Consider the following 23,100-nt stretch of genomic DNA (forward strand, 5'->3'; position numbering starts at 1 on the left):
CCCGGGCCGCGTACTCGCCGCCCCGGGCCCCGGTGGCCGTCCGGGTCACAGCTTCACGGTGGAGACGACGTACACCATCGGGTGCGCCGGGTTGCTGCGGTCGACCGTCACCTCCAGCCGCGGGCGCGGGCCCGGCAGGTTCTTCACCAGGCCGGACCAGTCCTCCTTGTCGGTGGGTACGGTGCTCAGGGCGCGGGACGAGGCCGACGGCCGGCCGGCGCCGAGATGCCAGCCGACCTCGGCGGCCTCCTCGGTGCTGATGGTGACCCTGCCCTTGTCCAGCTCGCCGGGGCCGGTGCCGATCCGGTCCAGGAAGAGGTTCAGCCCGTTCTCGGACGTGGTGAACTGCACATACAGCTTGCTGGTGTTCCAGCTGTTGGACTCGTAGAAGGCGACGTCGTCGGAGTAGCCGGTGATCGGCACCTCGTAGATGCGGCGGGTCACCCGGGGCGGCCACTCCGCCGTCAGGCCCCGCGCGGACGCCCGGGCCTGCTTGTCGCGGCCGCTGTCCCGGCTCTGGCCCGCCGAGATCACGATGTAGCCGGCCGGGACGCCAATGAGCAGGATGACGACGAAGAGGATGAACCAGCGGCGGCGGTTGCTGGGATGCTTCCACGACGAGTGCCGCCGGGGACCCCGGCCGTCGCCGGGCGGGCCGCCGCCCGCGCCGGGGGCGCCGCCCGCGCCCGGCCCGCCGCCGGCGGGCCCGTTCCGCTCACCGCCGGGCGGCTCGGAGCCGCCTCCGTGAGCCGTGCCGTCGTGGACCGTGCCGTCCTGCGTCGTGCCGTCGCGCGGCGTGCCGTCCTCGCCGGCGTCCGCCCCGGTGCGGGGACCGATCTCCTCCGTGGTCATGTCCGTCCTCCCCGTACCACCTGCGCGTACCGCTCGTAGCGCTCCTGCCGCTCCACCCGGCGCCGGTTGGCGCGGCGGAAGCGGCGGGCCACCAGCCGCGCCAGGTCCGCGGCCCCGACCAGACCGGCCTCGTTGCCGAGCTGCGCCTTGCTGATCGTGGCCTCCGGGCGGTAGCCGCGCCCGGTGAGCTGGCGGCGGAAGGCGTCACGGGCGGGGCCGATCAGCAGATCGTCGGCCGCGCTGACCCCGCCGCCGACGACGAAGCAGGCCGGATCCAGGGCCGCGGCCAGATTGGCGATGCCGACGCCCAGCCACTGGCCGATGTCCTGGAGCAGTTCGACGCACATGGCGTCGCCCTCGCGGGCCAGCTCGGTGATGAGGGGGCCGGTGATGTCGGCGATGTTGCCGCCGACCCGGTCGATGATGTTGTACGCCACCGGGGAGTCGGCGGCGGCCAGCTCGCGGGCCTCCCGGACCAGGGCGTTCCCCGAGCTGTACTGCTCCCAGCAGCCCCGGTTGCCGCACGGGCAGCGGTGGCCGCCGGGCACGACCTGCATATGGCCGAACTCCCCCGCGACGCCGTACGCGCCCCGTTTGACCTGGCCCTCCTCCAGGATGGCGCCGCCGATCCCGGTCCCGAGAGTGATCATGACGAGGTGGTCCGTGCCGCGCCCGGCACCGAAGCGCCACTCGCCCCAGGCCGCGGTGTTGGCGTCGTTGTCGATCATGACGGGGACGGCGAGCCGGGAGGTCAGGGCGTCCCGGATGGGCTCGTTCCGCCAGGCCAGGTGGGGGGCGAAGAGCACCCGGGAGCGGTCGGCGTCGACCCAGCCGGCCGCGCCGATGCCCACGGCGTGGACGTCGTGCCGGTCGGAGAGGTCCAGGACCAGTTCGACGATGGTGTTCTCGACGACCTTGGGGCTCTTGGACTTGTCCGGCGTCTCGGTGCGGATCTTCTCCAGGATGTTGCCGTCCGCGTCCACGACCCCGGCGGCGACCTTGGTGCCGCCGATGTCGATGCCGACGGTGGGAACGCGCGGGGCGGTGAGGTGCGAGCGCCGCTCGCGCGTCCCCACGGTCCGCAGAACGGTGGCCCGGGCCGGTCCCCGGTGGGTCAACTCGCGGTAGGTGCTCATCGGCTCACAAGGTCGTCGGGGTGGTCGGCCGGCCCGGCACGCGGGCGCCGGGGGCCGCCGGTCGGCGATTGGTCGGTCGCCCGAGGGACGATTGTGCCTCAGACGGGGCGGACGGCGCACAGCGGCGGACCCGGGCACGGGAGCCGGGCGCCACACGGGAGCCGCACGGGAGCCGCGCCCCGGCCGTCACGCCGTGGCGGTGCGACGGTCCTCCGGCGCCGTCAGGTCCGGTGCCGGACCGCGCTCCAGTTCGTGGCTGAGCTGCTCCAGCTCCGAGCCGCCCGCCATCTGCCGGGTGAGCTCGTCCAGCCCGATGGCGTCCCGGCTGTGGCTGCCGGCCATCGCGCCCCGCTTGAGGAGGACGAACCGGTCCCCCACGAGGTAGGCGTGGTGCGGGTTGTGGGTGATCAGGACGACGCCGAGACCGGCGTCCCGGGCCGCCGCCACGTACTTGAGCACCACCCCGGACTGCTTGACGCCGAGGGCCGCCGTGGGCTCGTCCAGGACGAGGACCTTGGCCCCGAAGTGGATGGCGCGGGCGATGGCCACGCACTGCCGCTCACCGCCGGAGAGGGTCCCGATCGGCTGGTCGACGTCGCGCAGGTCGATGCCCATGCGCAGCAGCTCGCGGCGGGTCGTCGCGCGCATCGTGGCGACGTCGAGCCGCTTGAACGGGCCCCGGCCGACGGTCGGTTCGGAGCCGAGGAAGAAGTTCCGCCACACCGGCATCAGCGGGACGACGGCCAGGTCCTGGTAGACCGTGGCGATCCCCAGGTCGAGGGCCTCGCGGGGGGAGGACAGCCGGCGCTCCTGGCCGTCGACCGCGAAGGTGCCGCCGTCGTGCCGGTGAAGCCCCGAGATGATCTTGATCAGGGTGGACTTGCCCGCCCCGTTGTCGCCCAGGACGCAGGTGATCCCGCCCGCGTGGACCTCCAGGCTGACGTCCTGGAGCGCCTTGATGTTGCCGTAGAACTTGCTCACGCCGCGCAGGGCGACGAGCGGAACGGCGGCAGCCCCGGCCGCGCCACCGGCGGGCTCTGCCGCAGGCTCTCCTGCGGGATCACTCGCCGGCTCCGCGGCGGACTGCGCTGTCGCGGACTGCTCCGTCGCGGACCCGGCCCGCGCCGCCTCCGGTGCGTTGCCCGCCTCCGGTGCCTCGCCCGCTTCCCGGGCGGCTTCGGTCTTGTCGGTCACTTGGTCGCCTCCGCCCGTTTGCGGACCCATGCGTTGAGGAGCGTGGCCAGCAGCAGCATCGCCCCGAGGAAGAACTTGAACCAGTCGGCCTCCCACTGCGCGTACACGATGCCCCGGCTGGTCATGCCGAAGATGAGCGCGCCGATCGCCGAACCGATCGCCGAGCCGTAGCCGCCGGTCATCAGGCAGCCGCCGATGACGGCCGCGATGATGTAGAGGAACTCGTTGCCGACGCCCTCGCCGGACTGCACCGCGTCGAAGCGGAACAGCAGGTGCTGGCCGGAGACCCAGGCGGCGAAGGCGACCCCCGTGTACAGGCCGATCTTGGTCCTGTTGACGGGGACGCCGACCGCGCGGGCCGCGTCCGCGCCGCCGCCCGCCGCGAAGATCCAGTTGCCGGCGCGGGTGCGCAGCAGGATCCAGGTGGCGAGCACCACCAGTGCGAGCCACCACAGCACGGTGGACTCCAGCCGCACGCCGCCCAGCCGGAAGTGCGAGGCGAAGACGGTACGGGCCGACTCGAAGCCCTCCATGTCGCCGATGGCGTCGGTGGAGACGCCGCCGCTGATCAGCTTGGTGAAGCCGAGGTTCAGTCCGGTCAGCATGAGGAAGGTGCCGAGGGTGATGATGAAGCTCGGCAGCTTCGTGCGCACCAGCATGAGCCCGTTGAAGAAGCCGATGGCCAGGGTGACCACGAGGGACACCCCGACGCCGACCCAGACGTTCGCCGACATCTGGTAGCTGAACATCGAGGAGACCAGCGCCGAGGACGTCACCATGACGCCGGTCGACAGGTCGAACTCGCCGCCGATCATGAGCAGCGCCACCGGGACGGCCATGATGCCGATGGTCGACGAGGCGTAGAGCACCGTGCCGAGAGCGGCGGGCTCCAGGAAGTTGTCAGCCGCGAACGCGAAGAACACGAAGACCGCGACCGCGCCGACCACGGCGCCGAGCTCCGGGCGGCCGAGCAGCTTGCGCGGCAGGGACCGGCGCACCAGGCGCTCGTCCGCCTTCGCCGGGGACGGGGGCGCGGGGGGCGCGGCCGTGGCCGGCGCGCTCACCGCGTCTTCCGTTCGATGTAGGACTTGAGCTTGCCGGCGTCCTCCCGCCCGATGATCTGCGGGCCGGTGAGCACGGGCCGGCCGCCGCCGAGGACGTCGGCGTTGTACCGGTACAGCCAGAGCAGGTCGACAGCCTGGTAGCCCTGGAGGTAGGGCTGCTGGTCGACGGCGAAGCCGAGTTCCTTCTTCTCCAGGCCCTTCAGGACGGCCGGGTTGAGGTCGAAGGTGTTGATCTCCGCCTTGCTGCCCGCGCTCTCCTTGGCCTTCACGGCCGTGGCGGCGAAGGGCGCGCCGAGGGTGAGGACCGTGTCCACGGACTGGTCGGACTGGAGTTCGGCCTCGATGGCGGACTGCACCTCGGGCATGTTGGTGCCCTCGACGTAGAGGTTCTCCATGGTGCCGTCGAAGGTGGAGCGGGCGCCGTCGCAGCGCTCCTCGTGGCCGACGTTGCCCTGCTCGTGCAGGACGCAGATGGCCTTCTTCTTCCCGCGCTTGTTGAGCTCCTCGCCGACGGCCTCGCCCGCGATGGTCTCGTCCTGGCCGATGTGGGTGATGGCGCCGAACTCCTTGGAGTCGGCGGAGCCGGAGTTCACGGTGATCACGGGGATCCCGGCCTTCACGGCCTTGCCGACCACGTCCTTCATCGCCTGCGGTTTGGCGAGCGTGACGATCAGCCCGTCGACCTTCTGGTCGATCATGGACTGGACGAGTTCGGCCTGCTGCTGGCCCTCGTCATGACGCGCGTAGAGGAACTTGATGTTGTCCTTGGCCGCGGCCTTCTCGGCGCCGGTCTTCACGATGTCCCAGAAGGTGTCGCCGTCGCCGGAGTGGGTCACCATGGCGAAGGTCCACTCCGGGGTGCCCGCCGCGGACCGTCCGCCGGACTTGTCCCCGGAGCCCTCCTCCGCCTGCTTGCCGCCTGTGCTGCTGCACCCCGCCAGGGTCGTGCCGAGCACGGCCGCCAGCACCGCACCCGCTATCCGTACGCCTCTGTGAGCCCTTGCCACGGTGTCATACCTTTCTCGCTGTCCGTTTCCGGCGGTACGCGGCCGCCGGTGCGGCTGCCCGCCGGGGTGATCCGGTCCGGTCCCGGGCCGTGCCCGGCACGGTCGTCCCCGTCCGGCAGGCCGGTCAAGTATCCGTCACCGCTGGTCGCGCTGTTCCCCGCAGGTCCTTCCCCCGGTTCGGCGGGCGCAGCCGGAAGCCGGGGACACGGTTCGGCCACAGCCCAACGGCCGTCGTTCCCGGGCGGGTTGCCCGGCGGGCCGGGTGAGTTGTAGTGGCGGCCCGGGCACCCGTCAAGACGTGGCCCGCACGTTGTCCGTACATGGCTGGGGAGCGGCTCAGGGCCGTACGAGCAGCTGGAACTCGAAGGAGTAGCGGGAGGCCCGGTAGACGTGGGAGCCGAACTCGACCGGGCGTCCGGTGTCGTCGTACGTGGTCCGCTCCATGGTCAGCAGCGGGGCGCCGGCCGGTTCGGTGAGCTCCACCCCCTCGTCGGCGGTGGCGGCGCGGGCGCCCACGCACTGGCGGGCGCTGTGCAGGGTGATCCCCGCCTCCCGCAGCAGCCGGTAGAGACCGGTGGCCTCCAGCCGGCCGGTGCCCAGCTCCAGCAGGCCCGGCGGCAGGTGGTTGCGGAGCCGGGCCACGGGTTCGCCGTGGGCCAGCCGCAGCCGTTCGACGAGGCACACCTCCGCTCCCTCGGGAACCCCGAGCGCCGCGGCGACCGCGGCACCGGCCGGTTCGACCGTGTTGCGCAGCACCCGGGTGGCGGGGCGCTGGCCGGCCGCCTCCAGGTCGTCGTAGAGGCTGCTCAGCTCCAGGGGGCGCTTGACCTTGCTGTGCACCACCTGGGTGCCGACCCCGCGGCGGCGCACCAGCAGCCCCTTGTCCACCAGCGACTGGATCGCCTGCCGGACGGTGGGACGGGACAGGCCCAGCCGCCCGGCCAGTTCGATCTCGTTGCCGAGGAGGCTGCCCGGCGCGAGACCGCCCCGTTCGATCGCCGCCTCCAGTTGCTGGGCGAGCTGGAAGTAGAGCGGTACGGGGCTGCCGCGGTCCACACCGAGCCGGAGGGAGGACGCCGCTCCGGCCCGGTCCCCGGCCCGCCCTGTGTCACGCTTCGCCACGAGGGGGAGGGTAGTCGTCCGGGACGGGCCGGGGACAGCGGATCGGCCGGATTGTCCTGACCATGCGGTTTAGCCCCGCGGTGCTCACCCGCCTGCCGGCGGGGCCGCCTCAGCGGAGCCGCAGGGGCAGCCGGCGCAGGCCGCGTATCAGCAGTCCCGGGATCCAGGGGAGGTCCCCGGCGGGCCGGTCCGGGCCGAGGTCGAGCGCCAGGTCCGGGAAGCGTTCGAGGAGCCGGCGGATCGCGATCTGTCCCTCCATCCGGGCCAGCGGCGCGCCCAGGCAGAAGTGGATGCCGTGCCCGAACGCGAGGTGCCCGCCCGGCCGGCGGTGCAGGTCGAACCGGTCCGCCTCCGGGAAGCGCGCCGGGTCGCGGTCCGCCGCGGCGAGGGAGATGACGACGGCCTGGCGGGCCGGGATGGTCACCCCGCCCACCTCGAGCGGCTCGCGGGAATAGCGGAAGGTGGAGTTCTCCACCGGCCCGTCCCAGCGGAGCGTCTCCTCCACCGCCCGCTCGGTCAGCGAGAGATCCGCCCGCAGCGCGGCGAGGCTGTCGGGGTGGCGGAGCAGCGCGTGCACGCCGTTCGTGATCAGGTTGACGGTCGTCTCATGGCCGGCGACGAGCAACAGGAAGGCCATGCCGACGAGTTCGTCCGGTGTCAGCCGGTCCCCGTCCTCGTCCGTGGTGCGGATCAGGCCGCTGAGGAGGTCGTCCCCGGAATGGCGCCGCTTCTCCTCGATCAGCCCCGCGAGGTACTCCCCCACCGCGTGCATCGCGGCTTCCCCCGCCTCGGGGCTGGTGGGGGCCACGACTTCATTGCTCCAGGCGCGGAACGACGCACGGTCGAGCGACGGCACCCCGAGCAGTTCGCAGATCACCGACATCGGCAGCGGGAACGCCAGCGCCTCGACGAGATCCGCCCGCCCGTCGGGCGCGGCCGCCATCGCGTCGAGCAGTTCACCGGTGATCTCCTCCACCCGCGGGCGCAGGGACTCCACCCGCCGCGAGGTGAACTCCCGGGCCACCAGCCGGCGCAGCCGCGTGTGGTCCGGCGGGTCGGAGTCCAGCATGTTGGCGTTGACCGGGGCGGCCCTGAACCTCAGGTCCGGTGCCGCGCGCCAGTCCTTGCTGAGCCGGGGGTCGGCCAGCGCGGCACGGCCCTCCTCATGGCCGACGATCAGCCAGACCACATTCTGCTCGTCGACGCGCACCCTGTGGGCCGGGCCCCGGTCGCGCAGTTCCGCGTAGACGGAGTAGGGGTCGACGGTGAAGCGGTCGCCATAGGCGGTGAGATCGATGATCGGGGAGTCCGGCGTGCCGGAGGTGTCCGGTGCGTCCGGTGAGCTCAGGGCTTCCGGCGGGCTCTGCGGGTCCTGCGCGTCCTGCGCGTCCGGTGATCCGGGGGCGGCCGGCACGGGGCGGTCCCGCACTCCCGCTCGCGGGCCTGCCTGCACATCCGTCGGCGCGGAGGGCGGCTCCGGCTGTCCGGATGTCCGTCCTCGCGCCGGTTCGGCTAACCGCGCCTCGGTCTGCTCCGCCATCTGCCGCTCCTCTGGCCTTGGTGTCCGGCCCCGGATCCGGGCCCGGCTTGGTGTGCGTGACCGCGTTCGTGTGCTTTTTCCTCCCCAGCCCGCGGCGCCTTCCGTGACCACGTCGCCGTTCGGGCACGGAAGCGCCATGGACCGGACTACGGAAAGCCTACGAGCCGTACCGGCGGCCGGGCGTCGGCCCAACGGGGGAGGTTGCCCCCACCGGTCCTTCACGGGCAGTACGGCCCGTACGGCGGGTGCGGTAGGTCTGCGGACGGCAGAGCGGGGGCCGGCAGCAGGCCGGACACCCGTGCGCGGGGCGGGAGCCGGCGGCCGACGCGCCTCGCCCGACGCTCCGGGCACCCGGTGCTCCGGCTCCGGGAGGGCCGCCGCCCCGGTCTATCCGGTTCCCGGCGGGGCCGCCTCGGCCAGGCGCCGCAGCAGGTCGTGGACGCGTTCGAAGACGGTCGCCCGGTCGCCCTCGGTGAGCGCGGAGCCCATGCCGCAGGCCACCGCTCCCGCGGCGATCCACTCCGGGGCGCTCTCCACCGTCACGCCGCCGGTGGGCAGCAGCGGCGCCTGCGGAAGCGCGGCCCGCACGTCCGCCAGCCAGCGCGGCGAGTGGCCGGAGGCCGGGAAGAGTCCGAGGGCGTCGGCGCCCAGCTCCAGGGCGCGCACCATCTCGGTGGGGGTGGCGACGCCGGGGAAGACGGGGACACCGTAGCGGTGTCCCGTGCGGATCACTTCCGGTTCGAGGCTCGGGGAGACGAGGAACCGGGCGCCCGCGCCGACGGCGGCCCGGGCCGCCTCGCCGTCCAGGACGGTTCCGGCGCCGACCACCGCGTCGTCCCCCAGTTCGAGGGTGAGGGTGGTGACGGCTTCCAGGGCGAAGGGGGTGGTCAGCGAGATCTCCAGGCCGGTCACGCCCGCGGAGACGAGGGTCTCCGCCAGGACGGCCGCCCGGTCGTAGCTGTCGGCCCGGACGATGGCGAGGAGGCGTTGCGCCAGCACGGCGCGGGTGATCTCCCAGCGGTACACGGCGGTCTCCTGCCCTTCCTCGGTCGTGCCCTCGGATGTGGGGCGACGGACGTCCGGACCGGCCCCGAGCGGTCACCGGCGCGCGGAGCCCGGGCAGCCGGCGAAGCCTGCCAACGCGCTGTCGCGGGCGGCCGCCGTCGGCAGTCCCTCCGTATCGGTGGCGGTCTCGCCGCCGCTCGGCCGGGACGGACGCGCACCGCCCTCCCGGTACGTTCTGCCCGGCGCCGTGCGCACCGTGCGTTCCGCCCGCCGTGACGGCCGGTGCCGAAGGGCGGCTCCAGGCGCCTCCGAGGGCGCAGTGGCGCACGGCACGGCGCACCCGCGCCGGGCGAATACCCGCCCCCTCACGGCGCACACCCCCACCGTCGCGATCAGGACAGCATCAGGACAGCACCGCCGGGGCGCCCGGGGAAGGCTCCGCCAGCCCACCCCACCCAGCGCTGGCCCGGGCCCGGGGCTGACCCCGGTGGTGGCACCGGACCGGAGCTGCGACGCTGAGGACATGAACGGACACCGGCCCGGGAGCCGACGCCTCCTCACCCGCGCCGTTCCCGCCGCGGCGGGGGCCGTCTACGGCGCCGTCGTACGGCCGCGGCTGCTGACCTGGGGCGCGACCCCGGAGGAAGCCGCCCGCGCCTACCCGGGCGACGACCTCGTCCCCGACGCCCACGCCTCGTCGACCATGGCCACGACTCTCCCGGCACCGCCCGCGGAAGTCTGGCCCTGGCTGGCGCAGATGGGCTGCGACCGCGGCGGCTGGTACAGCTGGGACCGGCTGGACAACGGCGGACGGCCGAGCGCCGAACGCATCGTCCCGGAATGGCAGCATCTGGAGGTGGGGCAGCGCCTGGCTTCCGTGCCCAGCGGCCACGCGTGGTTCACGGTGGCGGTGCTGGCGCCGGAGAGCACGCTGGTCCTGCGCGCCCAGTTGGAACTGCCGTCCGGACGCCCCTTCGACGCCCGGTACGAACCGCTGCCCCGCGCGTACGTCGATGCCGTCTGGGGGTTCCATCTCCGCCCGGTGCCCGGTGACCGGACCCGCGTGGTCGTCCGCACGCGGGGCCGTGGCCGCCCCCGAGCGCTCATGCGGATCATGGACGTGCTGTACAACGAGCCCGCGCATCTGATCATGCAGACCCGCCAGTTCCGGAATCTGCGGGACCGCGTCGGCGGGATGATCTGAGCACACGCGCCGCCCCTCGACGAACCGGCACCGGACGAGGACCCGGCGGGGGGCGCAGTCCCGGCATCGGGCGGGGACATGACGGCGGACGTGTCTCACCCGCGTGCGTCCGGACCGCGGTGCGGCGGCCGCCCCTGGGGAGGGCGGCCGCCACCACGTGGGGGGCACCATGGGGGGATCCGCGAGTCCCAGCCTGACGCGCGTAGAGAGCCTCCTCAACCACACATGGCGGATGTTCGCACGGCATTCACAGGACCCGCACGAAGATCACGTCACGTCCGCGTCCGACGGCTGCCGCCGGCCCGCCCACCCGCAGCGCGTCAACCGCAGCCCGCCGCAGCCCGCGGCCGGGGCCCGCGCGCGGAAAGAACCTGCGAAACGGCCCGGTAGGCTGCAGACACCGGTCCGCCGCTCCGCCCGTACCCGCAGGCCGACCGGCCCCACCCGCCCCGAAAGGATGCGATGTGCCGCCGTCCAGCGACAGGACCACCGCAGCCACCAGGCCGGCCAACGGCTCCAGTGGCGTGCAGTCCCTCGAACGGGCCTTTGACCTGCTCGAACGGATGGCGGACGCAGGCGGCTCCGTCGGTCTCAGCGAACTGTCCGGCAGCAGCGGCCTGCCCCTCCCGACCATCCACCGGTTGATGCGGACCCTCGTGGCCTGCGGCTACGTCCGCCAGCAGCCGAACCGCCGCTACGCCCTCGGCCCCCGGCTCATCCGCCTCGGCGAGAGCTCGGCCCGCCTGCTCGGCACCTGGGCCCGGCCGCATCTCGCCCGGCTCGTGGAGGAGACCGGGGAGACGGCGAACATGGCGCTGCTCGACGGCGACGAGGTCGTCTACGTCGCCCAGGTGCCCTCCCGCCACTCGATGCGGATGTTCACGGAAGTCGGCCGCCGGGTGCTGCCGCACTCCACCGGGGTCGGCAAGGCCCTGCTGGCGCACCTGCCGGCCGATGAGGTGCGGGCGCTGCTGTCCCGCACCGGCATGCCGGCCGCCACCGAGAAGACCATCACCAGGCCGGACGACTTCCTCACCGCTCTGGAGGAGGTACGGGCCTCGGGCTACGCCATGGACGACAACGAACAGGAGATCGGAGTCCGCTGCCTCGCCGTCTCCGTACCGGACTCGCCGACCGCCGCGGCCATCTCCGTCTCCGGACCGGCCGGACGGCTCACGGAAGAGGCCACCGGGAGGATCGTGCCGCTGTTGCGGGAGGTCGCGGCCGAACTGTCGGAGACGCTCGCCGGGGACGGTACGCCCCCGTAGGCGCCCCGTCCCCGCCGCGCTCCTCCCCCTCTTCCACCGTCGGGCACTCCGGGCGCTGCGGGCACTCCCGGCACTTCCGGCCTACAGAGCCCGCTCACCCGTCCGTTGCTCCGGTCTGCTGCCGAACAGTTCGATCCCGTGGCGCACCCGCGCGAGCGCCGGCGCGAGCGCGCTCACCGAGCCCACGGCTCCCGCGACCAGGAGCAAGGAGCGCCGCATCCGCGGGACTTCGGGCAATCCCGCGCTCACCATGGCGTAGAGGGCGGCGAGTTCGTCCTCGGCTATGGTCCGGTCCCGCAGGTCGGCCGGGTGGGCGGCCAACTCGCGGCGGAGCCGCGACACCGCGGTGCACAGCTCCTCCACTCGCGGGTCCGGGCCACCACTCCTGCCCGCCGGCCGGCTCTGGCCACCGGGCACGGCCCCCGCTGGCGCGACGACGGCCGTCCGCGTACCGCAGTCCGTCCGATCACTTCGCAACGCGCTTCCCCTCGCTCTTCGACACAGCGCCACGGGCCTCACCGGCCCCGGGCCCACGGGTAAGTCGCACCGGGCTGCGGACAGTTAACGCCACTCTCCGCTTCGGGCGCTACACAGAGGGCGAAATTCAGCCGTACGATTCCGTCCGTACCGGACAACCGCTCTCGTGATCGACCCGAGCCCCGGGCCGCGGAAGGCCACACGCGTTCGCCTTCTGAACGATGGGCGGAGAGCGGCACGGCAACCGGTGCGGTATGCAAGGGACATGGCGGAGTCATCAGCGACAGACCCGGGGCCGGACGCTCCCGGCACCCGGACGGACATCCCCGCACCCGCGATCGCCGGTCTGCTGCTGGCGGCCGGCGGTGGCCGGCGGCTGGGCGGACGGCCCAAGGCGCTCCTGCCGCACCGGGGGCGGCCACTCGTCGAACACGCGGCCCGCGCACTCCGTGACGGCGGGTGCGCGCCGGTGCACGTGGTGCTGGGCGCGGCGGAGGAGGAGGTCCGGGAGCGGGCGGAGCTCCCCGGCTGCGTACTGGTCGGCAATCCGCACTGGGCGGAGGGCATGGGCTCCTCACTGCGCGCGGGCCTCGCCTCCCTCTCGCCACACACACCCCCCGACGCACCCCTTTCCCGGCCGCCGCTCCACCCGCCCTTCGGCACCACTCCCCCGGGCCCGGGCCCCGGCGCGCACGGCACCGCTCCGTACGAGGTGACGGCGGTGGTCGTCGCCCTCGTCGACCAGCCCGGCGTGGGCGCGGAGGCCGTGGCACGGGTGCGGGCCGCGTTCCGTTCCCGTACGAGCCTGGCCGCGGCCGCGTATGACGGCCGTCGCGGGCACCCGGTGCTGTTCGGCGCCGCCCACTGGGCGGCCGTCGCCGACCGGGCAGTGGGCGACCGGGGCGCCCGGGCCTATCTGGCGGAGCACCACGACGCACTGGAGCTGGTGGACTGTTCGGGCATCGCGTCACCCGGCGACATCGACACCCCCGAGGACCTGCACCGGCTGAACGGCGGCAGCTGACGCCCCGGGGGACGGGCGCGGCCGGGGGACGGGCACGGCCGGGGGAACACCGGCGGAGAGAGCGACCCGGCATCCCGCGGGCGCACCCCTCCTCGCAGCCCACCGCGCCTCCGCCGCCGCGCCGCGGCCTCCCACCCGGCGTTGAACTTCCACAATGAGGAAACTACTCTCCATTCACAAAGGGATCGGCAGCCCCCGGCAGCCCCACCCCGCACCACCACACGACCCGTGAACCGCCCCGCCCTCCCGGCCAAGAGCACGGCGGCGCCTCCCCGCTCCGTCCCGTCCCGTTCTCCTCCCCGATCCTCCCCGAACACCCGCCCTCGAAGGAGTGACCGCCATGTCCGCCGCACCGGTGCCGTCCGCGCCGACCGTCGTCAACGCCGCGCCGCTGGAACGGCAGGAGGAGATCCTGACCCCGGAAGCACTCGCCTTCCTGGGCGAACTCCACCACCGGTTCACCCGGCGCCGCGACGAACTCCTCGCCCTCCGCAAGGAGCGCCGCGAGGAGATCGCCCGCACCGGCACCCTGGACTTCCTGCCCACGACCGCGGACATCCGCGAGGGCGACTGGCAGGTCGCCCCTGCTCCCGAAGCGCTCAACGACCGCCGAGTCGAGATCACCGGCCCCACCGACCGCAAGATGACGATCAACGCCCTCAACTCCGGCGCCCGGGTCTGGCTCGCCGATTTCGAGGACGCCACCGCCCCCACCTGGGAGAACGTCGTCCTCGGCCAGCTCAACCTGATCGACGCGTACGAACGCCGCATCGACTTCACCGACCCCCGCGGCAAGACGTACGCACTGCGCCCCGCCGAGGAGCTGGCCACCGTCGTCACCCGCCCCCGCGGCTGGCACCTGGACGAGCGCCACCTCGGGGGCGAGGACGGCCGCTCCCTCCCCGGCGCCCTCGTCGACTTCGGCCTGTACTTCTTCCACAACGCCCGGCGCCTCCTCGACCGCGGCGCAGGGCCGTACTTCTACCTTCCGAAGCTGGAGTCGCATCTGGAGGCCCGCCTCTGGAACGACGTCTTCGTCTTCGCCCAGGACCGGCTCGGCATCCCGCAGGGCACCGTCCGTGCCACTGTCCTCATCGAGACGATCACCGCCGCCTACGAGATGGAGGAGATCCTCTACGAGCTGCGCGACCACGCCTCCGGGCTCAACGCGGGCCGCTGGGACTACCTCTTCTCCATCGTCAAGAACTTCCGTGACGGCGGGACCCGTTTCGTCCTCCCGGACCGCAACGCCATCACCATGACGGCCCCGTTCATGCGCGCGTACACCGAACTGCTGGTCCGCACCTGCCACAAGCGCGGCGCGCACGCCATCGGCGGCATGGCGGCCTTCATCCCCTCCCGCCGGGACCCGGAGATCAACCGGGCCGCCTTTGAAAAGGTGAAGGCGGACAAGGACCGGGAGGCGAACGACGGGTTCGACGGCTCCTGGGTCGCCCACCCCGACCTGGTGCCCGTGGCCCGGGAGTCCTTCGACGCCGTGCTCGGCGACCGCCCCCACCAGAAGGACCGGCTCCGCGAGGACGTCCGCGTCTCGGCAGCCGATCTGCTCGCCGTCGATACCCTGGAGGCCGAGCCCACCTACGACGGTCTGCTCAACGCCGTCCGGGTCGGCCTGCGGTACATCGAGTCCTGGCTGCGCGGCACCGGCGCCGTCGCCATCTTCAACCTCATGGAGGACGCCGCCACCGCCGAGATCTCCCGCTCCCAGATCTGGCAGTGGGTCGACGCCGGAGTGGAATTCGAGAACGGCGAAAAGGCCACGGGCGAACTGGTCCACCGCATCGCCGCCGACGAACTGGCGGCGATCCGCGAGGAACTGGGCGAGGAGTCCTTCGCAGCGGGTGAGTGGCAGCGCGCCCACGACCTGCTGCTCCGGGTCTCGCTCAACGAGCGGTTCGAGGACTTCCTCACCGTGCCGGCCTACGAGCTGCTGGACTGAGCCGCCGCAGCAGCCACTGCGGTCACCGCCGCCACCGCCGCCACCGCCGGCCCGGCTCTTTCCTCCGGGCACACCACCGCTCTCACCAGCCCAGCCGGCATCCGGACCCCTCGGCCCCGCCGGCACCCGGGCCCCGGCCCTGCCCGTCCGCTCTCCCCCGACGGGCAGGGCCGCCCTGCCGTCCGCGCCTCCGGCGCCTCTCCCCTGTCAGCGGTCACGCCTAGAGTCGGTCGCGACCGGTGCCCAGCTCCGCCCACCCCTGCGAGGCCCCCATGCCGCACGCCCTGCCCCCACCCCGCGATCTCGGTGATCTGCCGTATGCGGAGTACCTGGAGCGGTTCGGCGGGCGGCTGGCACCGGAGGCCGTCCACGACACCCTGCACTTCGACGGCGACACTTTCGAGGACGCGGACAGCGGCAGCGCACGGTTCGCCGAGTGCGCGTTCTCCTCGGTCTCCTTCATCGGCGGCCGTCTCCGGCGCGCACGCTTCAACGACGTTTGGCTGCACACATCCCGCCTGGTGGGGACGGACCTGGCCGAGACGGACTGGCTGGACGCCGAGGTCGTCTCCGGTTCGCTCGCCGGACTGGAGATGTTCGGCGCCGAGCTGCGCCGCGTCACCTTCCACCAGTGCAAGTTCGACTCGGTGAACTTCCGCGCCACCACACTGCGGGACGTCTCCTTCCGGGACTGCCTGCTGCGCGATGTGGACTTCGGCGGCGCGGCCCTGACGGATGTGACGTTCCCCGGCTCCGACCTGGACGGGGTCCGGTTCGAGAAGGCCCGGCTGGAGAGGACCGATCTGCGCGGAGCCGTCCGTCTCGGCATCACCGCCGGCTACGACTCCCTGCGCGGGGCCGTCATCGACAACACGCAGCTCTTCGCCATCGCGCCGATGCTCGCCCAGGCTCTCGGCATCACGGTCCGGGACCACTGACCCGGCCCTGTGCGATCACCCGACCGCGACCCGCCCGAAAGCGCAGGCCGGACCGAGAGGCGCCATGGTCGATGGTGTGGTCGCGGAGGCTCCGCGAGGCCTCCGGCACCCTCCCGGTGGAACGCAGTGCTGGGCGGACAACAGTGATCCACGGTGAGTCGCAAGCCGACAGCCGTCACCGTTCGGGTTGGGCCTGAGTCGAGGCAGCGGCTGGGGCCACAGCATCGGGTGGACGGCGCGATGGTGACGGCAGGGATGTCGCAGGCTGTTCCGGTGCCGGGTGATGTCTTGGCTGGGGTTACGGCGCCGGGTGGGCGGCGCGATGGTGGTGGCGGATGCGTCGCGGGCCGACGGATGTCGTTGTGGTGGGGGTTACGGCATCCGTGTCGGGGGTTGCCCCGTGGTCGGTCGTCTATCCGGTGCCGTGCGCACCCGGGGACGGCTCAAACAGCATGGCGTGGCTGGTGCCGGTGGGGGTGCGCGGAAGCACACGCGCGCCTGGGCTTCTCGGCTTCCCGTGCGTCGTGGCGGGCTGTCGGTGGTGACGGTCGTGGCGGGTAGCGGCGCGGCGGGCTCTGCTCTCTCCCCTCACCCCTCACCCCTCTTGCCTCCTCTTACCTCTCGCCGGTTGCCGGTTGCCGGTTGCTGCTTGCTGCTTGCTGGTCGGTGGGGGCTGGGGGCGGCTCGTGCCCGTGGAGGCCGAGGTGCTTGCCGTCACCGGTGCGCGTCGACGTTGAGGTGCGCGCGTGGCCCCTGCCAGGCGTTGCCCGTCTGGTGGTGGCCCGGGGCGGGTTCCGGGTCTTGGGCAGGGGTGTGGGCCCCTCCGCACGGTGGCGGAGGGGCTGGCGCCGGTAGCTGCCGGGGGGCGGCGGCTACGTGATGTGGGCGAGGGGCTGGGGTGGGTTGGTGTAGGCGTGGCCGGTCGGTGCGGTCCAGGTGACTTCGCCGGTGTCGGGGTTGCGCTGCACCTGCCAGTCGGTGCGGTGTTTCAACAGGTGGTGGCGTCGGCACAGCGGCATCAGATTGTCCGGCTCCGTCGCCCCACCCGCTTGCGGGTCCTGGTGGTTGAAGGGCTGGATGTGGTCCAGGTCGCAGCGGTGGGCGGGCATCTGGCAGGAGGGGAAGGTACAGGTCATGTCGCGGGCGGTGACGTGGCGTTGGGTCTCGGCGGTGGGCTTGTAGGTGGTCGGATCGGTCTTGACCAGCAGCCCGGTCTTCGGGTGGGTGATCAGACGCCGCCAGATCGTGCCCGGAGCGAAAGCCACCTCCCGCACCGCGGTGGCGCTGATCGGCCCGTACCCCTTGAGCTGTCCGGGCTCCTCATCCACCCCGATCAACGTGTCCATCGACACCGTCACCTGCACCACTGCCGCCGACCGGCCACCCGCAGTTGCCTCTCCGGCGGGGCGGTTGACGACCAGGTCATACAGGGCGTCCACCCGCTTCTGGTTCAGCGTGCGCCCGTCATCGCCGAACGTGGCGGCGTGCGCATCGACGGCAGCATCCAACTGCGCGGCTTGCGGGGTGGGGAGGAACGCGGTCCAGGTGGCCATACCGTCCTCGGTCGCACGGTGCCAGATCGTGCGGTCCTCCCGCCGCCGGCGATGCCGCACCTCCGCCCCCAGCGGATCCGCCTTCAACACCGCCGGTTCAACGCCCGCCGGGTCTGGCCGACGGACTGGCCCGGCATCTTGGGCAGCACCATCGCCTCCACCCGCCCGGCGGCCTCCGGGTCCAGGGTGCCGGTGACCTCCGTCACCGCCTTCGCCTGCAGATAACAGATCTCCCCACGCTCCAACAGGCCCACGGTGGTGGGGAAACGGCCCTCCAGGGCGGTGGCCACCGCCAGACGCTCCGCGGCCGTGTTCCCCGACAACTTCAACGCACAGGCCACATCCTCACAGGCGAAGTCCCAGTCATAGTCCGCCCAGCCCATCCCATCCGGCCTCGCATCCAGAGCATCCGCCTCGATATCCGCCAGCAGACCCACCTGCTGCGCCTGAATCCAGGATGCCGCTCCCAGGCCTTCAAGCATCGATCCGCCCGTGGTGGAAAGCTGCCCACGTTCCAGCAGAGCGAGCATCGCCGCCGTCTGCGGACCCGGGGTGGCCGTGGCCAGGTGCGCGGCCCACTCATCCGCCGTCACCGGCTCCCCCGGCACCCCGGTGGTGTCCCCGGTCGTGGCCGTGTCGTCGTGGTCGAGCAGCGTGGCCTGCATGACATTCCCCCCGTCCGAATCACCCGCGTGAACTCCCGCCCTCACGCAGCGAGTTCCTACCCCCTATTTTCCGTCACGGACGGTGATGAATCCAGGTCCAGAGCGCGGAACCACCCGAACGAGTGAGCGAAAGCGGACCCGGGAACTCCACCTACCGCCCCCGTCCCATATCAGCACCACCACGGACCGCCAGCACTCCGAACGCGGCCGCCGACGCGCCGGAGAACCGGGGCCTCACACCGACCTCATCCCGGCGACAACCGACACGACCACAGCAGCCACCGACAATCACCCACCCGCGACCGCCACCACCGACAGCCCGCCACAACGCACGGGGAAGCCGAAGAACCCAGGCGCGCGTGTGCCCCCGCAACCACCCACCGGCACCAGCCACGCCAACGCCTTTCCACACGACCCCGGGCGCGCACGGCACCGGATAGACGACCGACCACGGGGCCACCCCCGACACGGATGCCGTAACCCCCACCACCACGACAACGGGCAGCCCGCGACGCACCCGCCACCACCACCGCGCCGCCCACCCGGCGCCGTAACCCCAACCACCCACCGGGCCTCAGCTCATGCCTCGGCCGGAGCCGCTACCTGTCACCCACCCTTGCCACCGCCCTCCGCCCTCCTCCACTCTCCTCCACCGGCCACCGGCCACCGGCCACCGGCCAATACAACACGGACGGACGAGACCTCCCCCACCGGCTCTCCCAAAAAAATTCTGCAGAAGTAACTTTGCAGACTCCTTGGCCGACGCTAGCCTCGCCCCATGCCCCATGACGAAAGCCGGCGCGTACTCGACCCGGAGAGGGACTCGGCAGCCCTGAAAGCCCTCACCCATCCCCTGCGCATCCGGTTGCTCGGGATGCTGCGCCAGGACGGGCCCGCCACCGCGACCGAACTCTCCGGCAGGACACAGGAGTCGTCCGCCTCCACCAGCTACCACCTGCGAGTCCTGGCCAAGTACGGGTTCGTCGCCGAGGCCGAGCACCGCGACGGCCGGGAGCGTCGCTGGCGGGCCGTGCACGCCGTCACGTCCTGGGACAACGCCGCGGTCAGCGCCTCCCCCGAGCACCGGGTGTTCCTCGACGTCACGCGCAGGGCGCAGATCGAGCATCTGGAGCGGTCCCTCGTCCAGCACGAGGAGGATCTGGCAGCCGCGCGGCTGGGCCCGGAGTGGCTGGAGCCGTCCGGGATCTCCGATCTCCTCCTGCGCCTGACGCCCGAGTCTCTCGGCGAACTCATGGAGCGATTCGAGCGGAGCGCCGAGGAACTCGCCGACCGGGACGCGTCCGATCCGCGCGCCGAGCCAGTCGTGGTGTTCAGCGCCGGGCTTCCCCTCGCCACCCGCGACCCAGCCAACCGCCCGCTCGCCAACCGCTCCGTCACCAGCCGACCCGTCGCCACCCACACCACCGGGGCCGCCGCCGATCGTCCCGAGTCGACCGCCCGGACCGAGAACACCGAGCCCGACTCACCGCCCGACTCACCGCTGGACACGCCGGGGACACCGCCGGACAGCGGTCCGGGCGCCGGTGCGTCATGACCGGTGCTCTCACTGGTGCTCTCACTCCCCGCAGCGCACGCCGCCGCTTCACCGCCGTCAACTTCCTCTTCTGGCTGCCGGTCGGCCTCTGCCTCCCCTCTCAGGTCCTGCTGCTCGGCGAGCGCGGGATGGGCCTCGCGGCGATCGCCGGGCTCTTCGCCGTGCACTCCCTCACCGTGGCCGCTCTGGAACTGCCGACCGGTGGTCTGTCCGATGTCATCGGCCGCCGCACCGTCCTCGCCGCAGCCGGCGTGTTCAACCTGACCGCCCTCACCCTGCTGGCCCTGGGTACGACCGTCTGGGCACTCACCCTCGCCATGGTGCTGATGGGTTCCGGACGGGCCCTGTCCAGCGGGCCCGCGGAGGCCTGGTACGTCGACACCGTGCAGGCCCATTCCGGCCCCGGCGCCGAGTTGCGGACCGGCCTCGCCCGCGGCAACACGGCGTGCGCCACCGCACTGGCCCTGGGCACCCTCATCGGCGGTGGGCTCCCCTGGCTGCTGCAGGGCCCGGCCTCCGGGCTGGGCGGCGGGCTGGACACCGCGACGGGCGGAGCACTGCTCCCGCTCTCCGTGCCGGCGCTTCTCGGTGCGGCGGTGGGGCTGGTCTTCGTGACGTACGTGCTGACCGCTCTGCGGGAGCCACCACGGCTGCCGGCCACACTGCGCGGCGTACTGCGCGGCGTACTGCGCGGGGTTCCGGCGACCGTCGTGGGCGGGCTGCGCCTGGGGGCCCGGGACGGTCTGGTGCGCCGCGTCCTCCTCACGGCCGCGGCCGCCGGAACGGCCCTGGCCGCCATCGAGCTGCTGGCTCCGGGACGCGCCGCCGCGCTGACCGGTGCCGCCGAGTCGGGAGCGCTGCTCTTCGCGGCGCTCGCCTGTGCGGGCTTTCTCTGCACGGCCCTCGGCAGTCACTGCGCGCCGTCGGCCGCCCGGTTGGCGGGGAGCGGTGAACGCGCGGTCCTGGTGAGCCTCGCCCTGAGCGCCACGGGGTTGACGCTGCTCGGTGCGACCCTGCTGTGGACCGGAACGACCGCCCTGGTGCTCGCTGCAGCCGGATACGCCCTCGTCTACTTCGGGCTCGGCTCAGCGGGTCCGAACGAGAACGATCTGCTGCACCACCGGGTGGACAGTGCGGGCCGGGCCACCGCGCTGTCCGTGAAGTCCCTCGCTCTGCAACTGGCCGCCGCCTTGGCCGGGCTCGTCGCGGGTGTCCTGCCGACAGGGCCGCTGCCCTGGCTGCTGGTGGCCGGGGTTCTGCTGGTGGTGGCGGGGTCGTGGATCCGTCCCGCGCCACTGCCCCCGGCGCCACTGCCGACGGGAGCGGTGGCGCCGGCCGGAGTGGCGCCGGCGGAGCCACTGGTGTCCGCGGCGTCGGCGGGACGACCAGTGGCAGCGGCAGCGGTGGCCACCGGCGGGTCGCCGGTGGGGGCTGGGTCGCCTCCGGTCCGCCCGGGCACCGAAGACCCCACGGGCCCGGCGGACCCCACAGCCCGCACCGGCGCGGCCGGCCCCGCCGGCTCCCCGCCGATCGTCACCGCCTCGGCTCGGCTGCCGTCGGGCCGGGCCGAGGCACCGTCCACCGGCCTGCCCGGGGAGCTGCGGCGGGCACTGCCTCGGGAACTCCCCGGAGGACCGGCTACCGGCCTGCCGGAGGTTCCGACGGAGACGCCGGGATCGATCCGTCACCCATCGGGTTGAGCAGGTCCGCCCGGCCCTCGAAGGCGTGGAGCAGCAGATCGGTCATCGTGAAGGCCCCCTTCCGCCGGGCCGGCAGCGTCGGACGCCAGCGGCGGTCGCGGACGATGGAGTGGCGGCTGCCCTCCATGGCCCGGTGGAAGACCTCCGCGACCAGGTTGCCGCCCACGCCGGTCAGGCGCCCCGGCTGCTTCGGGTTCACCTCGGCCTCGCGGAGGACGTAGAACCACAGCGGGGTGTGGGCCACCAGTTCCTCCCGCTCGGCATCGGTGAGCGTGTCGAGCGGGGCACCGCCGCTGCCGGTGAGGATCTGCTCGTCGGTCAGCGGGTCGATCCCCATCTCCTTGGCCAGTTGCGGGCCGGTCGCCAGTTCGACCATGGCCGCGCGGGTGAGGTTGCGGAAGGCCAGGTTGAGGTGGAGGGGGTCCGGGGCCGGTCCGCCGTCGCGGCCGCCGAAGGTGCCGGTCGGGAGGGTGGCCAGCGGGTCGACGAGCACGGTGTCGATCCGCCGGGTGAGGTTGAACTCGGCCGCCGGTACGGTGAGATCGGCCCGGCCCGCCTCGCCGAAGTCGTACAGCCGCCGGAAGTCGGCGATCCAGTTGCTGGGCAGCCGGAGGTTGTCGCCGGCCTCCGGGTCGTTGAGGTCCGAGAGGTCGTCCGGACCCGGGCTGAGGTTGCCGGAGGTGCCGCTGAAGCGGAACATCAGTCCGAGGGTGCCGATGCCGCCCGGTCCGCCGTTGCTGTTGAAGACCCGGTTCCACTGGTAGGCACCGCGGATCATGCTGTGGCCGAGGCGGTAGGCGGCGACGGAGAACTCGATGGGCATGGTCGGCCGGTCGCCGTGCCGGATACCGGGGAACGGCCCGGGCCGTCCCGCGGGCACTTCGAAGAAGCGCCTTCCCTCGGTGAACACGCTTTCGACGATCTCCTCGTCGACGATCCTCGGCAGAAAGTCGGTGCGCAGCACCCACTGGTAGTGCTTGACGACCAGCTCACGGGCCTCCTGGAACAGCCGGCCCGGCGGGCGGCCGCGGCGCTCGAGGTCGGCGTGGACGCGGTTGTGCAGGCGGATGAAGGCGAGATGGGTCTGGGCGACGATGAGGTTCTCGTCGTTGCGCGGGTCGGGGATGAGGGGTGCGCGCCGGTCGGCCCTGGTGCCGCCGGCGGATTCGCCCGCCCTGGGCAGGTCGAAGCCCGGCTGGTCGGTGTTGGCGGGTTCGAAGTCCGCCGGGAAGGGCACGCCGAGAGCCGTTCCGGTCCGGAGCCGGCCGTCACGCTCGTAGAAGGCCCTGGTGCTGGGGTGGTGCGGGCCGAGGCCGTACACGGAGTCGAGGTCGAGCGAGGGCGAGCGGCCCTGCTCCAGCTCCTCTACGGGCAGGTTCTCGCCGAGGGCGATCCGGGTGGCGTCCATCGTCAGGTCGTGGTCGACGAACTGGCCGAGGTAGGTGTACCCGGCCGGGATGCCGGGGTGCGAGTCCTGGTCGCCGGTAGTGGGGGCCGTCATCGCCAGGGCGAGCTTGGTGCGTAACTCCTCGCTGATCTGCTGCCCCTTCTCACGGCTCAGCCGGGAGAAGCGGAAGCTGGTTTTCCGCTCTTCGGCAGTGGCGGGCCTGGCGGTGCGCCTCCCCCGGGAGGTCTCCAGGACGCGGCCGCCGTCGCCCTCGTTGACGAGGAAGTAGCTCTCGCGGTGGTGGCGCTGGTGCCGGTTCCGGCGACGGTCCGGCTCCGGCTGCTGCCCGCTCCCGGTGTGGTGCTGCTCCTGGTGCTGGTTCTGGTTCTCCTGATGCTGCATGAATGGTTCCCCCGTATCTCGGCCCCGTTCGGGGCGGACGGCCGCGG

The 23,100-nt window shown here is 72.9% G+C and carries 19 protein-coding genes; 7 read left to right on the forward strand and 12 right to left on the reverse strand.

Going from position 1 to position 23,100, the window contains the following annotated elements:
* Positions 1 to 45 precede the first annotated feature (45 nt).
* From SXIN_RS05765 to SXIN_RS05800, 8 genes are all read right to left on the reverse strand, one after another.
* Positions 46 to 852: a hypothetical protein gene (locus tag SXIN_RS05765; protein ID WP_238153687.1), complete on the reverse strand. Its 807-nt coding sequence runs from the start codon at positions 850 to 852 to the stop codon at positions 46 to 48.
* Positions 849 to 1,988 (reverse strand): ROK family glucokinase, encoded by a 1,140-nt coding sequence (locus SXIN_RS05770; protein WP_019710973.1) that lies wholly within the window; start codon positions 1,986 to 1,988, stop codon positions 849 to 851. Before SXIN_RS05770 ends, SXIN_RS05765 begins: the two co-directional genes overlap by 4 nt.
* A gap of 186 nt (positions 1,989 to 2,174) precedes the next feature.
* Positions 2,175 to 2,978, reverse strand: a complete 804-nt coding sequence (locus SXIN_RS05775) for an ATP-binding cassette domain-containing protein (protein WP_039823389.1) — start codon at positions 2,976 to 2,978, stop codon at positions 2,175 to 2,177.
* A gap of 200 nt (positions 2,979 to 3,178) precedes the next feature.
* Positions 3,179 to 4,246: an ABC transporter permease gene (locus SXIN_RS05780; RefSeq protein ID WP_019710975.1), complete on the reverse strand. Its 1,068-nt coding sequence runs from the start codon at positions 4,244 to 4,246 to the stop codon at positions 3,179 to 3,181.
* A complete protein-coding gene (locus SXIN_RS05785; RefSeq protein ID WP_095756685.1) occupies positions 4,243 to 5,253 on the reverse strand; it encodes a sugar ABC transporter substrate-binding protein in 1,011 nt (336 codons plus the stop codon). Before SXIN_RS05785 ends, SXIN_RS05780 begins: the two co-directional genes overlap by 4 nt.
* 336 nt (positions 5,254 to 5,589) lie before the next feature.
* Positions 5,590 to 6,309: a GntR family transcriptional regulator gene (locus SXIN_RS05790; RefSeq protein ID WP_039823392.1), complete on the reverse strand. Its 720-nt coding sequence runs from the start codon at positions 6,307 to 6,309 to the stop codon at positions 5,590 to 5,592.
* Between the two features lie 175 nt (positions 6,310 to 6,484).
* Positions 6,485 to 7,915 carry a cytochrome P450 family protein gene (locus SXIN_RS05795; protein WP_095756686.1) on the reverse strand — a complete coding sequence of 477 codons (1,431 nt, stop codon included), beginning with the start codon at positions 7,913 to 7,915 and terminating at the stop codon, positions 6,485 to 6,487.
* Positions 7,916 to 8,302: 387 nt separating this feature from the next.
* Positions 8,303 to 8,941: a bifunctional 4-hydroxy-2-oxoglutarate aldolase/2-dehydro-3-deoxy-phosphogluconate aldolase gene (locus SXIN_RS05800; protein WP_095756687.1), complete on the reverse strand. Its 639-nt coding sequence runs from the start codon at positions 8,939 to 8,941 to the stop codon at positions 8,303 to 8,305.
* 502 nt (positions 8,942 to 9,443) lie between these two features.
* Here SXIN_RS05800 and SXIN_RS05805 point away from each other — a divergent pair.
* Together SXIN_RS05805 and SXIN_RS05810 are read left to right on the forward strand one after the other, a co-directional pair.
* On the forward strand, positions 9,444 to 10,124 hold the full coding sequence (locus tag SXIN_RS05805) for a hypothetical protein (protein ID WP_019710979.1): 681 nt from the start codon (positions 9,444 to 9,446) through the stop codon (positions 10,122 to 10,124).
* Positions 10,125 to 10,588: 464 nt separating this feature from the next.
* On the forward strand, positions 10,589 to 11,392 hold the full coding sequence (locus SXIN_RS05810) for an IclR family transcriptional regulator (RefSeq protein ID WP_019710980.1): 804 nt from the start codon (positions 10,589 to 10,591) through the stop codon (positions 11,390 to 11,392).
* 81 nt (positions 11,393 to 11,473) lie between these two features.
* Here the strand turns inward: SXIN_RS05810 and SXIN_RS05815 are convergent, their stop codons facing one another.
* On the reverse strand, positions 11,474 to 11,755 hold the full coding sequence (locus SXIN_RS05815; RefSeq protein WP_019710981.1) for a DUF5955 family protein: 282 nt from the start codon (positions 11,753 to 11,755) through the stop codon (positions 11,474 to 11,476).
* 379 nt (positions 11,756 to 12,134) lie between these two features.
* Between SXIN_RS05815 and SXIN_RS05820 the strand changes: the two genes are divergently transcribed.
* The 3 genes from SXIN_RS05820 to SXIN_RS05830 all read left to right on the forward strand — a co-directional run bounded on the left by SXIN_RS05820 (position 12,135) and on the right by SXIN_RS05830 (position 15,791).
* Positions 12,135 to 12,893, forward strand: coding sequence for a nucleotidyltransferase family protein (locus SXIN_RS05820; protein WP_019710982.1), 759 nt, complete (start codon positions 12,135 to 12,137; stop codon positions 12,891 to 12,893).
* A 340-nt stretch (positions 12,894 to 13,233) separates the two neighbouring features.
* Positions 13,234 to 14,853: a malate synthase A gene (aceB, locus tag SXIN_RS05825; RefSeq protein ID WP_019710983.1), complete on the forward strand. Its 1,620-nt coding sequence runs from the start codon at positions 13,234 to 13,236 to the stop codon at positions 14,851 to 14,853.
* A 239-nt stretch (positions 14,854 to 15,092) separates the two neighbouring features.
* On the forward strand, positions 15,093 to 15,791 hold the full coding sequence (locus SXIN_RS05830) for a pentapeptide repeat-containing protein (RefSeq protein WP_337589345.1): 699 nt from the start codon (positions 15,093 to 15,095) through the stop codon (positions 15,789 to 15,791).
* 872 nt (positions 15,792 to 16,663) lie between these two features.
* On the opposite strand, the gene SXIN_RS32705 is transcribed toward SXIN_RS05830, so the two are convergent.
* Positions 16,664 to 17,434 (reverse strand): HNH endonuclease signature motif containing protein, encoded by a 771-nt coding sequence (locus tag SXIN_RS32705; protein ID WP_272951796.1) that lies wholly within the window; start codon positions 17,432 to 17,434, stop codon positions 16,664 to 16,666.
* Positions 17,428 to 18,009: a DUF222 domain-containing protein gene (locus SXIN_RS32710; RefSeq protein WP_272951797.1), complete on the reverse strand. Its 582-nt coding sequence runs from the start codon at positions 18,007 to 18,009 to the stop codon at positions 17,428 to 17,430. Before SXIN_RS32710 ends, SXIN_RS32705 begins: the two co-directional genes overlap by 7 nt.
* Before the next feature lie 778 nt (positions 18,010 to 18,787).
* Here SXIN_RS32710 and SXIN_RS05840 point away from each other — a divergent pair.
* Complete coding sequence (locus SXIN_RS05840; protein ID WP_039823400.1) at positions 18,788 to 19,564, forward strand: helix-turn-helix domain-containing protein; 777 nt, start codon at positions 18,788 to 18,790, stop codon at positions 19,562 to 19,564.
* Positions 19,561 to 21,264, forward strand: a complete 1,704-nt coding sequence (locus SXIN_RS05845) for an MFS transporter (protein ID WP_420341041.1) — start codon at positions 19,561 to 19,563, stop codon at positions 21,262 to 21,264. Before SXIN_RS05840 ends, SXIN_RS05845 begins: the two co-directional genes overlap by 4 nt.
* Here SXIN_RS05845 and SXIN_RS05850 read toward each other — a convergent pair.
* The gene (locus SXIN_RS05850; RefSeq protein ID WP_019710987.1) at positions 21,203 to 23,053 is read right to left on the reverse strand and encodes a peroxidase family protein; all 1,851 of its coding nucleotides are present in this window, start codon (positions 23,051 to 23,053) and stop codon (positions 21,203 to 21,205) included. The genes SXIN_RS05845 and SXIN_RS05850 overlap by 62 nt on opposite strands.
* Positions 23,054 to 23,100 lie beyond the last annotated feature (47 nt).

The organism is Streptomyces xinghaiensis S187 (assembly GCF_000220705.2).
Taxonomy (GTDB): domain Bacteria; phylum Actinomycetota; class Actinomycetes; order Streptomycetales; family Streptomycetaceae; genus Streptomyces; species Streptomyces xinghaiensis.